12 protein-coding genes are annotated in these 14,936 nt (G+C 41.3%); 4 read left to right on the top strand and 8 right to left on the bottom strand.

The window, feature by feature from the left end; genetic code table 11:
* Positions 1–98: 98 nt before the first annotated feature.
* The 4 genes from AC1HJP_RS16785 to AC1HJP_RS16770 all read right to left on the bottom strand — a co-directional run bounded on the left by AC1HJP_RS16785 (position 99) and on the right by AC1HJP_RS16770 (position 3,150).
* The gene (locus AC1HJP_RS16785) at positions 99–614 is read right to left on the bottom strand and encodes a DUF2489 domain-containing protein (protein ID WP_058031246.1); all 516 of its coding nucleotides are present in this window, start codon (positions 612–614) and stop codon (positions 99–101) included.
* On the bottom strand, positions 614–1,207 hold the full coding sequence (yihI, locus tag AC1HJP_RS16780) for a Der GTPase-activating protein YihI (RefSeq protein ID WP_480362760.1): 594 nt from the start codon (positions 1,205–1,207) through the stop codon (positions 614–616). The genes AC1HJP_RS16785 and yihI overlap by 1 nt, the downstream gene beginning before the upstream one ends.
* A gap of 15 nt (positions 1,208–1,222) precedes the next feature.
* Positions 1,223–1,864 (bottom strand): class I SAM-dependent methyltransferase, encoded by a 642-nt coding sequence (locus AC1HJP_RS16775; RefSeq protein ID WP_480362759.1) that lies wholly within the window; start codon positions 1,862–1,864, stop codon positions 1,223–1,225.
* A gap of 653 nt (positions 1,865–2,517) precedes the next feature.
* A complete protein-coding gene (locus AC1HJP_RS16770; protein ID WP_058031249.1) occupies positions 2,518–3,150 on the bottom strand; it encodes a c-type cytochrome in 633 nt (210 codons plus the stop codon).
* 307 nt (positions 3,151–3,457) lie between these two features.
* Between AC1HJP_RS16770 and yihA the strand changes: the two genes are divergently transcribed.
* Positions 3,458–4,120 (top strand): ribosome biogenesis GTP-binding protein YihA/YsxC, encoded by a 663-nt coding sequence (gene yihA, locus AC1HJP_RS16765; protein WP_480362758.1) that lies wholly within the window; start codon positions 3,458–3,460, stop codon positions 4,118–4,120.
* 5 nt (positions 4,121–4,125) lie between these two features.
* Here yihA and AC1HJP_RS16760 read toward each other — a convergent pair whose 3' ends face one another.
* The 3 genes from AC1HJP_RS16760 to polA all read right to left on the bottom strand — a co-directional run bounded on the left by AC1HJP_RS16760 (position 4,126) and on the right by polA (position 8,473).
* Positions 4,126–4,644 (bottom strand): DUF1285 domain-containing protein, encoded by a 519-nt coding sequence (locus AC1HJP_RS16760; RefSeq protein WP_480362757.1) that lies wholly within the window; start codon positions 4,642–4,644, stop codon positions 4,126–4,128.
* A gap of 26 nt (positions 4,645–4,670) precedes the next feature.
* Positions 4,671–5,240 (bottom strand): YceI family protein, encoded by a 570-nt coding sequence (locus tag AC1HJP_RS16755; protein ID WP_480362756.1) that lies wholly within the window; start codon positions 5,238–5,240, stop codon positions 4,671–4,673.
* Positions 5,241–5,725: 485 nt separating this feature from the next.
* Positions 5,726–8,473, bottom strand: coding sequence for a DNA polymerase I (polA, locus tag AC1HJP_RS16750; RefSeq protein WP_480362755.1), 2,748 nt, complete (start codon positions 8,471–8,473; stop codon positions 5,726–5,728).
* A gap of 419 nt (positions 8,474–8,892) precedes the next feature.
* On the opposite strand from polA, the gene elbB reads away from it, so the two are divergent.
* The 3 genes from elbB to AC1HJP_RS16735 all read left to right on the top strand — a co-directional run bounded on the left by elbB (position 8,893) and on the right by AC1HJP_RS16735 (position 12,830).
* Positions 8,893–9,543 carry an isoprenoid biosynthesis glyoxalase ElbB gene (gene elbB / locus AC1HJP_RS16745; RefSeq protein ID WP_480362754.1) on the top strand — a complete coding sequence of 217 codons (651 nt, stop codon included), beginning with the start codon at positions 8,893–8,895 and terminating at the stop codon, positions 9,541–9,543.
* A 166-nt stretch (positions 9,544–9,709) separates the two neighbouring features.
* Positions 9,710–10,102, top strand: a complete 393-nt coding sequence (locus AC1HJP_RS16740) for a c-type cytochrome (protein ID WP_058031255.1) — start codon at positions 9,710–9,712, stop codon at positions 10,100–10,102.
* 154 nt (positions 10,103–10,256) lie between these two features.
* Positions 10,257–12,830 (top strand): diguanylate cyclase domain-containing protein, encoded by a 2,574-nt coding sequence (locus tag AC1HJP_RS16735; protein WP_480362753.1) that lies wholly within the window; start codon positions 10,257–10,259, stop codon positions 12,828–12,830.
* Here the strand turns inward: AC1HJP_RS16735 and rep are convergent.
* Positions 12,819–14,834 carry a DNA helicase Rep gene (gene rep / locus AC1HJP_RS16730; RefSeq protein ID WP_480362752.1) on the bottom strand — a complete coding sequence of 672 codons (2,016 nt, stop codon included), beginning with the start codon at positions 14,832–14,834 and terminating at the stop codon, positions 12,819–12,821. The two genes, AC1HJP_RS16735 and rep, sit on opposite strands and share 12 nt — an antisense overlap.
* Positions 14,835–14,936: the final 102 nt, after the last annotated feature.

Here is a 14,936-nt window from a genome sequence, read left to right as displayed (position 1 = left end):
TTTTTCTTTGATTTTAACGTTATCGCTGCTTTATGTCATTAATGGAACAAGCACAAAAAACGCGACCTTGGTCGCGTTTCTTTTACTTTTTAAAGTGATTACTGGAATACCACGTTTTCACTGCCAGGTAAGGCTTGGAACTCGCTAACCAGTTGCTCACAATCTTTAAGAATGTCTTTCTCAAGACGTTCTTCAGCACGCCAGCGCTCAGTGTCCATTTTGAAGATTTCTTTTTTAGAGTACTTCTTACGTGCATCGTGCGTCGGCATGTCTTTTACCACTTCATACATTTGATGAATGCCCGGGTAAGTTTCTTCTAGGTTAACTTCTTTCTCAAAACCATATTGAGAGATAAGAACCCAAATACGCAAACACCCTTCAGAATACTCACATTGCTTTTGATTCATTGCTTTAGCAATAAGATTAATACTGTCAGCAAGCTTGGCATTGCGCTCTTGACGCTTTTTCTTTTGCTCAGCTTCATGTTCTGCACGTTTTTTGGCAATGAGTTCATTCTGGGCTTTTACTTGCCAAATCAGCTTACCTGCATAAAAAGATAAACCAGCAATAATAAGTGCACCAATAACCAGTGCAATGATCCACTCAGTTGCCATTATTTATACTCATCCTCTTCATCGTCGTCATCAAACCATTCACTTGCCAGATCGTCTGACATGAAGTTCTCTAATGGATCGTCTTCAATGATGTCATCTTCTTCAAATTCATCATCAATACCCAGTAACTCGCACAGCTCTTGGTGGCGCGCTACTGAGCGATTGAAGAACTTAGCATCTTTACCTGTGATCAATTCACCACGTTCATGCTGCTCCAGTAGCTTCATTAGACGTGGATCATTTTCTAACTGCTCTAATTCTTGCTCAGGAGTGATCGATGGCTTCACTTCTTTTAACTCAACCTGAGGTTTTAAGTGGCGCATCATCTTCGGCTCGTCAGATTCTGGCTTAGCCGCTTCAGGTTTCAAACTGATAGGCTTTTTACTACCTAAACGCTTGTCTTTATTACCCGAGCCAGCAGTCACCTGCTTGTCTTCTTTAAGCGCCTCTGGTGCATTACGCGACCCAGCTTTGGCGCCCTTAGACTTTTTCTTGCGCTGGTCTTTTAGAGCGCGTAGCTCTAATAGCTTTTCTTTACTTAAACGCGGGGTGCCCGTTTGAGCTACCTTACGTGATTTTTTCTTTCTAGTCATAAATCTTCTCTGCCGTTACTTTTTCGACTTAGTTAATACAATGACGTCATTGCCGATAAATTCAACCTGACAGTCAAAGCGCGCCGCGACATAGTCAAATGTTTCACGGCTAAAGAATGCGATATGGGTTAAATCATTTTTATAGTGCCACTGAGCAAACCGATTTTGATCAATAACCAGTTTAGTCATCAATACCAAAGGACCGCCAGCGTCGAGTAGTGACAACAATTTTGCTAACACCTCTCCGGGCTGAGATAGGTGCTCAATCACTTCAGTGCACGTTATGAAGTCATACGTTTTAGTCAGCACTTCGGGCTCGTTTGCATAGAACAAATCAAAACAAGCCATTTCAAAGCCTACTTCTTTGAACATTTCTGCCAATAAAGGCCCTGGCCCACAACCAAAGTCTAAGCCCTTGCTGTGTGAAGGTACTCTTTCTATCGTCGGCTCAAAAGCACGAGATAAAAAGCGACGATAACCTTCATCATGTAAGCTATTTTCGTGAGTATCGTAGATGGCTTTTTCATCTTCAGGAGATAAACGATCTTGCTCATCAACAATCACAAGTGCACACTGTGTACATTGTAAATAACGGCGACGTTTATCTTGGTGATAAGGCTGTAACTCGTCTGAGCCACATAAACCACATACTGACATGATAAATAAGATACCGACTTTGAAATTGGTCGGCTATTGTACCAGCAAAGCACCGCGGCACAAATAAAAAGGCGGCAGAGATTACTCTCTACCGCCTATCTAATCTGAGCGTCACAAACTTGGACACTTCTCCCTTCGACTTTTTTAAGCCTTATTATTATTTTTATTTACTATCCGTATTTTTATTATTGCTTCCGTACATAGTCCATATTGTTTTTATTTTATACTTCCATGAGACTATTTATTATTTTCGGTCTTCCTAACGCTTTCTTGTTCATCCATAGAGTACCAAGTTAGTACTAACTATTGCTGCCTACGCTTCCAGTTGCGATGTTTCCATTTTGTTTTGTTGTCTTGGCAACACGTAGTAATCTACTCCTTAATGATTTTGTTACAACTGGTTAATAACCTTTTTTTTGAAAAGATCTGAATCAGCTTTATGTGATCAAAATAAAAACAATAACTTACACTTATTTAATAGATAAATTTAAGCAATAACTTACACGCATGTATGGCAAATGTCTTACAAGTGGAATGGGGATTATCTAACAAGTATTCGGGGATCAAAAAAGGCAGCCAAGGCTGCCTTTTGACTAATATATAGTTTATTATCAGAAAGATAACTAAACTATACTACTTTAGTAGCTTAGCGATTAGTGTAAGCCACCTAAGTACTTAGAAAGTACTTCAATATCTTTATCTGTTAATTTCTTCGCGATATCACGCATCATGCCATTCATGTCATTGTTACGTGAGCCATCACGGAATTTCTCAAGCTGCGCTTTGATATATTCAGGATGTTGGAAAGAAATTTTCGGGAACTTAGCAAGTGATGTACCGTTACCACGTGGACCGTGACACGCTGCACATGAAGGAATACCACGCTCAGCATCACCAGCCATGTATAACTTTTTACCTACTTCAACTACGTCTTCAGGTGTTGTACCTGCACTCATAGTTAGAGAAGCGAAATAAGCAGATAGGTCTTTCATATCTTGATCTGAAAGCGGCATAGCCATACCACTCATTACAGGATCCATACGACCTTCTTTACCACCAGACGTCATACCTAGCTTAAACTCTTTTAGCTGCTTATAAATATAGTCAGCGTGCTGACCTGCAATTTTTGGATAAATGTTTACAGGTGCGTTGCCATCTGGACCATGACACGCGGCACAAGTAGCAGCCTTCGCTTTGCCTGCTTCGGCATCGCCATCAAATGCTAGTGCGTTGCTCGCTGACAAGCTACCAAGCAACATCGTTAAAGTTAATGCTATTTTTTTCATGGTAAATTCTCTGTTTCCGACCCTGTAATTAATACCTAGCGATTGAAACACCTATTTTCAGGGTTGCTAGGGAAAAATCAATGCTATTTTTACTTTGCTAGTTGGCTATTCTACACGATTTAATTTTTTCTGGCACGTTTTCTACTCATATTAGACTTATAAATTATAGGGTTTTGACCTAGATTAATTTTAAAAATCAATAAAAAGCCACTTTAGTCACTATATGAAGTGTAAATGCTTGCTTTTGCCAAATTACTAACTGGTATAAAATAGTCTAATTAATATCTTCAATCTGTCAGGAGAGCCCGTGATCAAGTCACGCATGAAATACCAAGCAGCCACATTTATTACCAGTGCACCAGATATCAGCCGTCTACCAATTGATTCTGGTATTGAGGTCGCATTTGCTGGCCGTTCGAACGCGGGTAAATCAAGTGCATTAAATGCACTGACCGACCAAAAACTAGCAAGAACCAGTAAAACACCAGGTCGTACGCAACTTATCAATACCTTCGAATTAGATGAAGATAAGCGTTTAATCGATTTACCAGGTTATGGCTTTGCCAAAGTTCCTCTTGAGATGAAGAAAAAGTGGCAACGCGCGCTGGGTGAATACTTACAAAAGCGTAAGAGTCTTAAAGGCATCGTTGTCCTAATGGATATTCGCCATCCACTTAAAGATTTGGATATGGACCTAATTAACTGGGCAGTCGATTCAGAAATCCCAGTATTAGCGCTATTAACCAAAGCAGATAAATTAAAGCAAGGTAAGCGTAAAGCTGAAGTGCTTCAGGTTAAAAAGAAATTAGCTGAACTCGACGCAGACATTACCGTATGCGCTTTCTCTTCATTGAAAGGCATTGGCTTAAAAGAGCTAGCTTGGAAGCTTGATGACTGGTACTTAGGCCCTTATAAGCCTGAAGATGACGTTGAAACAGAGTCAGAGCCTGAACAACCAGACTCTGAATAAGCACATTAAGTCAGATAATATGACTGCCCCGCTGAGTTAAGATAGAGACCTTTATCATCTTGCTCAGCGCTTTCTGCCCACTGATAATAAACCACCCTATTTACCCTTGCCGCCAAGCCATAGTTCAACTTTAAGTAAGGCACTTCTTGCCCTTGATATAAACGAGTTTCGATTTCAAACTCACCCAATATTGGCCACTCTCGTTCAAGATTATCTTGGCAAACAATCACATTACCTTGCTCTGAACTTATTACTCGCCAACCAACAATGAGAAATGGCACATCTTCTACATCAACCTCACACTGTTCTGCAGGTGTTGTAACGGTATAAACCCCGTCCTGACACTGCAATACACTGGCAAATAACCGGCAAAGTGCCTGCCTTTTAATTTCGGAGTCTTGGTAGTACCAACGCCCTTCTTTATCAATGCGAATATCACCGCTACTGCAAGTTTGTTTTGGCCACTTTTCGGTTGGAGCGTGCGGCGTCAGTAACGCCGCTTGTAATTCATTCAGACTTTGCATTTCTAACTAACCGGTTCCCGGGATAACTAAAAGTCTTGCTGGTTAAATACCAAATTAAAAGTCACAGGCACAGATTTCGCAATGCTGTCTAGCCCTGCAATTTTACGCAGCGCTTCGATACCCTGTTCAAGTTTATAATCAGCGGCATTCACTAAAACAGCTTTAGTCGGGCTAACGATTAATTGCCTTGCCGTTTGCACAACCGCAAGATCTAACATGAGCTGTTGCTTTTGACCATGCAGGTTAAGTGTCACCGGTACTGACTTTAGTACCTGATGACCAAGTTTTAAGCTGCCTAAATACGGCGCTAAATCGGCTTCAATCACAGCTTTAGGAAATTGCGCAACATTAAACAACATTTTTTGCATGCGCTCATTACGAATAGGGATCAGCGACTCAACACTCGCCAATTCAATGACCATGCTTAATTGATTGTCATCTATCTGCGCTGCAAGTTTTTCAAAATGATGGTTTTCAGCAATGCTGTTTTTCTTGATAGAAGTGAAGCTCAGTTGGCTTGCATCATTATCTAATTGCCAGGCGGCAAATGCTTGAGTCGACAGTAAAGACAGAGAAAGAAGTAAAGGTTTAAGCATGACGAGTCCTATCTAAAATTATGTATTAAAACTATTACGGTATGAATTTGAAAACCGATTTCGCAAAAATTGAATTAATGTCAGAAAGGTACAGTGTAACTGTCGAGGAATTATGAAGGAATTAAAAAGAATAAAAGTCGTGAAGAAAAAAACGGCCCTCGAAAACTAGGAGGGCCGCTATAGCAATTCTGGGGAGAAGCTATCAATACTCTGTATCTTCTTGCGAGAGATACATCATCAACAGGATGTCCTACAGGATGAGGACGCGCGCACTGTAACAAATGGATACAAAAAAATAAATGCCAAAAAGCAAAACTTAGGCCAATTTGATATTTTTTAAACATTCTGTTGCCTAAGTTTACGGTTTTTTTACTTTATAGCCCTTGTAAGCCCCGCTATATCTGAGTACTAAATTAATTGCTCTATTTTCTTAAGACATAAAAAAAGAGGCATAAAGCCTCTTTTTTAAAGTGCGAGTAAGCTAATTAGTGTGCTTGTTCCCAGTTGTCGCCGTAATCAGCTTCAACTAACAATGGCACATCTAAACTGGCCGCTTCGCTCATTAAAGAACAAATATGTTCGCTAAACGCTTCAACTTTATCTTTCGAAATTTCAAATACTAATTCATCGTGTACTTGCATAAGTAGTTTGATGTCATTGGTCGTTTGCGTAGCAAGCCATTCCGCCACTTTCAGCATGGCTTTTTTAATAATATCAGCCGCAGTACCTTGCATTGGTGCGTTGATCGCTGCACGTTCTGCCGCTTTACGACGCGCGCCATTTCTTGCCTTAATATCAGGCAGATGCAAACGACGACCAAATAGCGTTTCAACATACCCTTTTTCAGCCGCTTCTTCGCGCGTACGTTCCATATATTCAAGTACACCCGGGAAGCGCTCAAAATACTTATCCATATAATGTTGTGCTTCATTACGTGGAATATCAAGCTGACGCGCTAAACCAAAGGCACTCATGCCGTAGATCAAACCGAAGTTAACCGCTTTTGCTTTACGACGCATATCCGAGGTGACCTCTTCAAGTGGTACACCGAATACTTCAGATGCTGTTGCACTGTGTACGTCTTTACCTTCAGCGAATGCTTTCAATAAGCCTGCATCTTGTGACAAGTGCGCCATAATACGCAATTCAATCTGGCTGTAGTCCGCCGCCAAGATCACGTGCCCTTCATCGGCAATAAATGCCTGACGAATACGACGACCCGCTTCATTTCGGATTGGAATATTCTGTAAGTTTGGATCGCTTGAGCTTAGACGGCCTGTTGCGGTCACAGCCTGATGATAAGAGGTATGTACACGACCCGTTTCAGGGTTCACTAGCTTAGGCAGCTTCTCGGTATAAGTAGATTTAAGCTTAGCTAAACCACGGTGCTCAATGATAAGTTTCGGCAACGGATAATCATGTGCCAATTCTTGCAGTACTTCTTCAGCCGTTGAAGGGGCACCTTTAGGGGTTTTTTTCAATATCGGCAAGCCAAGCTTGTCGAATAAGATTGCTTGTAGTTGCTTAGTCGAACTTAAGTTAAATTCTTCCCCTGCAATCTCGTACGCTTCTTTTTCAAGCTCAGTTAGGCGCGCAGCGATTTCGACACTTTGCTCTGCCAACATTTGGCTATCTATTTTCACACCTGTACGTTCGATATCTGATAGCACAGATAGTAACGGCAGCTCAATGTCGTTAAATACAGGGAGTAGATCTGATTGCTCTTTCAGCATAGGCCATAGTTGGTTATGCAGACGCAATGTGATGTCAGCGTCTTCTGCGGCGTAAGGTGCGGCTTTCTCTAACTCAATTTGATTAAATGTCAGTTGCGCTTTGCCTTTACCGGCAATTTCTTCAAAGCTGATATTCTTATGGCCTAAATATTTTAGCGCCAGTGAGTCCATATCATGACGTGTGCCCACACTATTAAATACATAAGACTCAAGCATAGTATCAAATGCGATACCATTGAGTTCTAAACCAGCTCTAGCTAATACGCTTTTATCGTATTTAAGGTTCTGGCCCACTTTTTTCACACTGTCGTCGGCCAGAATTGGACCTAATACGTCGAATACTAACTCTTTCGAAAGTTGCTCCGGCGCGCCCATGTAATCATGCGAAATCGGTAAGTAAGCGGCTTCGCCTTCTGTCACCGCAAAGCTCATACCGACTAAATCAGCTTGCATATAGTCTAAGCTAGTCGTTTCTGTATCAAATGCCATAAGCTCAGCACTTTTAAGCTTTTCGACCCATGTAGTTAACTGTGCTTCAGTTAAAATGGTTTCGTAATGCGCTTCGATTTTTTTCGCTTCAGGCTGTGCTTGCTCTACTGCAGTTTTAGGCGCTTCTTTACCGTCGAGTAATTCACTGAGCCAACGCTTAAATTCACATTGCCCATAAAGTTCGATCAAACGATCTTTATTCATATCGGCAATCGCGAAAGTCTCTAGGTTTTGCTCTACTTCAACGTCTAGTTTAATGGTCGCTAATTCATAAGACAGCTCTAGCTGCGCTTTATGTTCTTCTAGCTTTTTGGACATGGTTTTAGAACCACGGAAACCAAGACCCGCAATGTCATCCAGTCTTTCATAGAGTGACTTAATAGAACCAATGCCTTGCAGCATAGCCAGTGCAGTTTTTTCACCCACACCAGGTACACCTGGGATGTTATCAACCTTATCACCCATAAGGGCAAGATAATCAATGATAAGCTCAGGACCAATACCAAATTTATCAACTACACCTTGTGGATCAAGAACGGTATCAGTCATGGTATTAATTAAGGTGACATGCTCATTCACGAGTTGAGCCATGTCTTTATCGCCCGTACTGATCAACACATGACGCTGTTGCTCAGACGCAATGCGCGCAAAAGTACCAATCACATCATCGGCCTCAACGCCTGTGATGCTGACTAAAGGTAAACCCATCGCTTTGATGATCTCATGGATCGGTTCTATTTGCGTACGCAGATCATCAGGCATTGGCGGGCGGTGCGCTTTATATTCGCTATACATTTCATTTCTAAATGTCGGACCCTTGGCGTCAAATACCACAACCATATGGCTCGGGTTAAATTGCCTAACCAGGCTCTTCAACATATTGATCACACCATAGATGGCACCCGTCGCTTCACCTTTTGAATTGGTTAAATGCGGTGGAGCATGATACGCACGGAATAAATAAGAAGAACCATCGACCAAGATCAAAGGATTTTCGGGGATCTGAGACATAATTTAGTGGATCCTAAATGAACTTTTAAAAACCCAGTAAGGATGCCATAAGCAAGCAGATAACTCGAGTAATTATGTCCAGATAAAGCCTATTTGAAGCAGAACAATCTGTGGATAACTTTGTAGATAAAGATGTAAATATTCAGGTTGTAAATTTCAAGATCGAAAAAACAGCCCTAAAACCTTTGATTTTAAGGGGGTTTAACATTTTGCGCTTAAACAGAAATATAAAGCGAAATGTGGAAAAGCTATTTTATTGGCGGTCATTGCCACTGTTATTATTTACCACTCTTCCAAAGCGGGCGGACATACTACCAAGATTTGATCAGAGATCAAACAAGATCCTTTATAATTTTTTGATCTGAACATACACTACTTTCAATATAAATAGGTTTATCAACTTTTAAGAAGGAAAAACCATGAAGAAAATCGCGATAATTTTGAGTGGTTGTGGTGTATTCGATGGCGCCGAGATCCATGAATCTGTTCTAACTATGTTGCATTTAGAAATGGCAGGAGCAAGTTACCAATGCTTTGCACCTAATATTGATCAACACCATGTGGTTAATCATCTAAATGGCGAAGAAATGGACCAAAAGCGCAACGTACTTATAGAAGCTGCACGTATTGCGAGAGGTGAAATACATGACCTTGAGACGCTTAATGCAAATGACTTTGATGCACTCGCGATCCCTGGTGGTTTTGGCGTTGCGAAAAACTTAAGTGACTTTGCGTTTAAAGGCGGTGATTCAACGATTCTAGCGGCTTTAAAAACTGCTTGTGAAGCATTTAATCAGCAAAACAAACCTATCGCTTATGTCTGTATCGCCCCTGCATTGGTTGGCCATATCCATGCTAAAGGCATCAAAGCAACCATTGGTAATGACGCAGACACTGCCGCTGCTATGTCTGCATTAGGTGCTGAACATATTAACTGTGCAGTTGATGACATAGTTATTGATGAAGCGCACAAGGTAATTAGTACGCCAGCTTATATGCTTGCTCAGTCTATTTCAGAGGCATCCGCAGGCATTCAAAAAGCCATGACCAAGCTTGTAGAGTTAGCTTAATACACTTTAAGTCAGAGGCTAAAATTGCGTTAACGCAAAAAATAATCAGTTTTTAGTCTAATTTGCCAAGTTAACGTTTTATAAATCAATAGGTGGCGTTATAATCGCGTGATTATTCCGTCATCTATCGTGATTGAGCACATCACCAACGAAGTGAGCAAGACAAATGAAAAAACTTTCAGCAGCTTTATTATTGCTATCAACAACTGTTTACGCACAACCTTTTGATAACGCTTTAACTGACGAAGCGATTAAAAAACGCTTAGCACCAGTAGGTTCAGTATACTTAGCAGGTGCAGCAGCTGCCGCTCCAGCAGCGCCTACCGGCCCTCGTTCAGGTGAGCAAGTTTATCAAGTGTCATGTGCTGCTTGTCATGGTACAGGTGCACTAGGCGCGCCAAAAACAGCTGATGACTGGGCTGCTCGTTTGACAAAAGGTCGTGAGTTATTAGTAGAGCATGCAATTAATGGTTTTAATGCAATGCCTCCTCGCGGTACTTGTATGGATTGTTCTGATGAAGAGATTGCAGCAGCAGTCGATTTCATGACTAAAAAGTAATACTTTTTAATGAGAGGTGACTATCACCTCTCATTTAAATTCAATTTTTCTCAACTCCCCATTTTGTTCCCTATTTTCTCCTTGACCCTCCATGACAAAAGTGGAATCATAAGCTTAATAAATAAGCAATATTAATAATAATTGGGTAAAATCATTGGAAGATCCCGCACTTTTAGCTACTCGCCTAAAGTATAAAAATAAGAAGCTAAACAAGCTCTTACAAAAGTACAAACAGCGAGATCAATTACAGAATGCACTCATACAATTGTCTGAGCTAGCGAATACTGTGGCTGAGCTAACTCTGCTGTACCCAGCTATTCACAATATTCTTAAGCAATACTTACCTAGCAATAGCTTTTACGTCGTGTTGCAAAACCAATATACGCAGTCCCTCGAGCTGTCTTATTTCATTGATGAAAAAGACGGTATCTCTGTGCCAATTCAAGAATCACATCATTTCTCTGAAGGCGTTACCGGTTTTACTTTCAGAAAAGGTGAAACCGTTCACATTAATAAACAAGAAATGAATCGCCTTAGTGAAGAAGGCCAGTTTAAATTGCTTGGCACACCTGCTGAACACTGGCTAGGCGTACCTATCCGTCAAAATAGACATATTATTGGTGTCATGGTGACACAAAGCTATGAAGCTGATCTCAATTATAGTGAGCAGCAAGTTGAGCTACTTGAATTTATCTCACTTTATTTGGGTACAGCCATAGAGCGTGTTAAGAAACGTGAGTTACTTGAGTCTGAAGTAAAAATTCGTACTCGCGCAGTCATGCAAAGTAACGAAGCGCTAAATAAAGAAATCGAAAGTCGAAAACGTGCGTTAGAGCGCCAGCAAATTCTTTTCAAAATTTCTGAACTAGCAACGCAGTTCACTGACATCGACGATGTATACAAACAAGTGCATCGTATTATTCGTTCAATCACGTTTGCTGATAATCTGTATATTGCTTTATATGACAAAGAATCTAACTGGTTAAGTTTTCCTTATTGCATTGATGAAGTTGGCGATTACTGTCCACGCCCTTTTGCAAATGGCTATAGCGAGCTTGTTATTAGTACAGAGCGCAGTCAGTTAATTAACCGTGAGCGTGCCGACAAGCTGATCAAGCAACAAATCGTCATTCGCAATGATGACGATGCACTAAAGCCCGCAAGTAGCTGGATGGGTGCACCACTCAAAACCGCAAATGGTGTTATTGGCCTTATTGCTTGCCAAGCTTACGATGATGCGTATGAATTCACGCATGAAGATCTTGAACTTATTTCGTTCATTTCAAATCAAATCGCATCAGTTTTACAAACCCATCTTGCAAATCAAGCACTAAAGCTAAGTCACCAACAGTTAGAGCAGCGCGTTGCAGATAAAACCAAGGCATTACAGCAAAGTAATTTGCATCTTCAAATGCAAATTGAAGAGCGTAAAAAGATTGAAAAGCAGCTCTATCACGACGCCCATCACGATCCGTTGACAGGTTTGCCAAATCGCAGTTTGTTCTTAACTCAATTAGAAAAAACATTACTCAAATATCAAAGACACCCTGATTATAATTTTTCAGTACTCTTTATTGATTTAGATAAGTTCAAAGAAATAAACGATGAGTTAGGACATCAAGCCGGTGATCAATTCTTAATATGGGTCAGTAAAGCTTTTGGTGAGTGTATTAGAGATCATGATTTACTCGCTCGTCTTGCTGGTGATGAATTTGTCATTTTATTAGATCACCTTAGTGATAAACAACAAGCTGAAGACGTCGCTAAACGCATTATAAAAGTGATGCAGCAGCCGTTCGTAATGAAGGGGCAAACCGTTTACAGTGGTGCCAGTATTGGAATCACCTATTCAAACAAACGCTACCAGCATATTGACGAAATTATTCGCGATGCCGATGCTGCTATGTATTACGCTAAAAATGCAGGCAAAGGCCGCTATGAGTTTTATCACCCTCTGCTGACCGCAGGTACCACCTCTAATAAAGTTGAAGCTGAGCAACATAATTTAAGTAGCTTAACAACACACTTTAGGTCAACCGATGTCATTGACTTCTCAAGTAATCAAGTACAGCTACAGTTACTCGAGATCTTCGGCAATCATCCTATTTTAGGCAGTACCAGTTTTGATGTGTTAAAGAAGTTTACCGCTGAGAAAAATGAATTACTCGATCTCGAGTTTGCTTTGTTGAAAAAAGCGCTGATCTTGAGTGAAACACATCATCAAGAACTTTTATTTAGCTGTGCCGCAGTCGTACTCGAAAGTGATAACTTTGCACACCTCTGCCATTTACTAAAACAGCATAAACATAATGTGTGCTTATTATTTAGTGAAGAAGAACTCAGGTTTGCATCTAGTACGCAATTGCAAAACCTCGAAGCCCTTACCCAGATGGAGTTTGCCGTTGGCCTTAATGACTTCGGTAAAGACCGCTGTGATTTAAGCCTGATTAGTAAAATTAACTTTCAGTACTTACTACTCAGTTCGACTTTTAGTAAACGCGTTTTACAGCAACCTTGTTATGAAGTGCAACTGCAAGGTGTATTAGCAGTGACTAAGATGCGTCACTGTAATGTGATTGCCAAAGGCCCTGCCATTTTAAACTTCAGAACCTTATTAGAAAATCATGGCTTACAGTTATTCTTCGGCAAGCAAGTCAACTACGATAAAGATACTCGGGGCAATTCTTTCGTCGAACTCACCTCTGAGTCAGAACCTTTATCGCTTTAACATAGCACGTAAATTAGCAACGCGTGCTTGCCCTGATTGCATGCGTTCTTGTTGTGATTGAACCGTTTTCTTCTGGCCTTCAATTTGCAAATCATCTTGTGGTAGTTCTTGCACAAAACGACTTAGCTCTGGTGTTGAAACTTCACCAAACTGTCGGCGATTCTTCGCATATGTCATAGTCAAGGTTTGCTGCGCACGAGTGATCCCAACGTAGGCAAGTCGGCGCTCTTCTTCTACATTGTCTTCGTCAATGCTAGTCTGGTGTGGTAAGAATCCCTCTTCCATCCCCACCATAAAGACGTGCGGATATTCCAAACCTTTGGAGGCATGCAGCGTCAATAACTGCACTGCATCGCTATCATCTTCCTCTTCGTTGCGCTCTAACATATCGCGAAGTGTCAGCTTACTGACCACTTCAGGTAAGGTCATAGGTGGGTTATCGGCATCACCCGTTAACATATCAGTGATCCAACGGTATAGCTCAGAGACGTTTTTCATACGCATTTCTGCTGCTTTTGCGCTAGGTGATGACTCATATAAATACGCTTCATAGTTAATTTCACGTACCATATCTTTCACCGCTTCGAGCGTATCACCACGCGTTGCTCTGTCTGACAGCTCAACCTCCCAACGAGCGAAACCCATCAGCGCATTAAAGCCACGCCCCGCTAATCGGCTCGCAAGCTCAGGTTGAAAACAAGCTTCGAATAAACTGATGTGTTTTTCGTTGGCTAAGCTACCTAGCTTTTCGAGCGTAACTGGGCCAATTTCACGTCTTGGCGTATTCACAATACGTAAAAATGCGTTGTCGTCGTCCTGATTCACTAACAAACGTAAGTACGCCATGATGTCTTTAATTTCACTGCGTGCAAAAAACGACATGCCGCCACTGATTTTGTAAGGAATGCGGTTACTCATTAGGGCTTTTTCAAACACCCTTGCTTGGTGGTTACCACGATATAAAATCGCATAATCTTTATAGCTGGTACGCTTCATAAACTTATGGGAGATGATTTCGGCTACCACGCGCTCTGCTTCGTGTTCTTCATCTTTGGTGGCGATCACTCGAATTGGGTCACCATACCCTAGCTCACTGAATAACTGCTTATCGAATTCATGGGGGTTATTGGCGATCAAAATATTCGCGGCTTTTAGAATTCGTCCCGCGCTTCGATAATTTTGCTCCAACTTAATCAAGCGTAAACCAGGGAAGTCTTTTGACAGCAAAACTAAGTTTTGCGGCTTTGCCCCACGCCAAGAATAAATCGATTGGTCGTCATCCCCTACCACGGTAAAGCGCGCACGCTCACCTACTAGCAATTTAACCAACTGATACTGGCTGGTATTGGTATCTTGATATTCATCCACCAGCAAATAGCGAAAACGTGCCTGCCAGCGCTCTCTCACATCTGGGTTTTGCGCCAACAATAAAGTAGGGATCATGATTAAGTCATCAAAATCTAACGCATTATAGGCACGTAACTGCACAGCATAACGGGCATATAGTTGTGCGAACAAAGCTTTCTGCGGTTCACGGGCTTCGCGAATAGCACGCTCAGGCAAAATAAGTTCGTTCTTCCAACTGCCAATTTGCATCTTCAGCAGATTTAGTAAATCTTTATCTCTGTCTAATTCTTTTTCTGTCAACTCTGCCAAAAGTTGGTGGGTGTCTTGATCGTCAAATAGTGAAAATCCTGGCTTAAATCCCAGTGTTTTAAGCTCTTTTTTAATGATCTCTAAACCCAAGGTATGAAAGGTAGAAACCCATAAACCTTTTGCCTCTTGCTTTCCAAGGGTTTGCCCCACACGTTCTCGCATTTCTTTTGCAGCTTTATTGGTGAAGGTTACCGCTGCAATGTTCTTCGCTTGGTATTCGCAATGTTGCACAAGGTAAGCAATTTTGTTGGTAATTACGCGCGTTTTACCTGAGCCTGCGCCCGCTAAAACGAGGCAAGGGCCACTGATATATTTAACCGCTTCATCTTGTTTTGGATTGAGTTTCATTTTTGGCAGGTCCGAAATTCTGGGGCGATAATTCTATCGTAAAGCCTAGTGAGTCTCTAGAACTCATTTGATCTAGAAGGTGCCGAAACTAAACCGAATTTG

The sequence above is a fragment of the Pseudoalteromonas sp. NFXS53 genome (assembly GCF_056629255.1).
The sequence above is the reverse complement of the archived record's forward strand: the minus strand, read 5'-3'. Positions and strand labels throughout refer to the sequence as shown.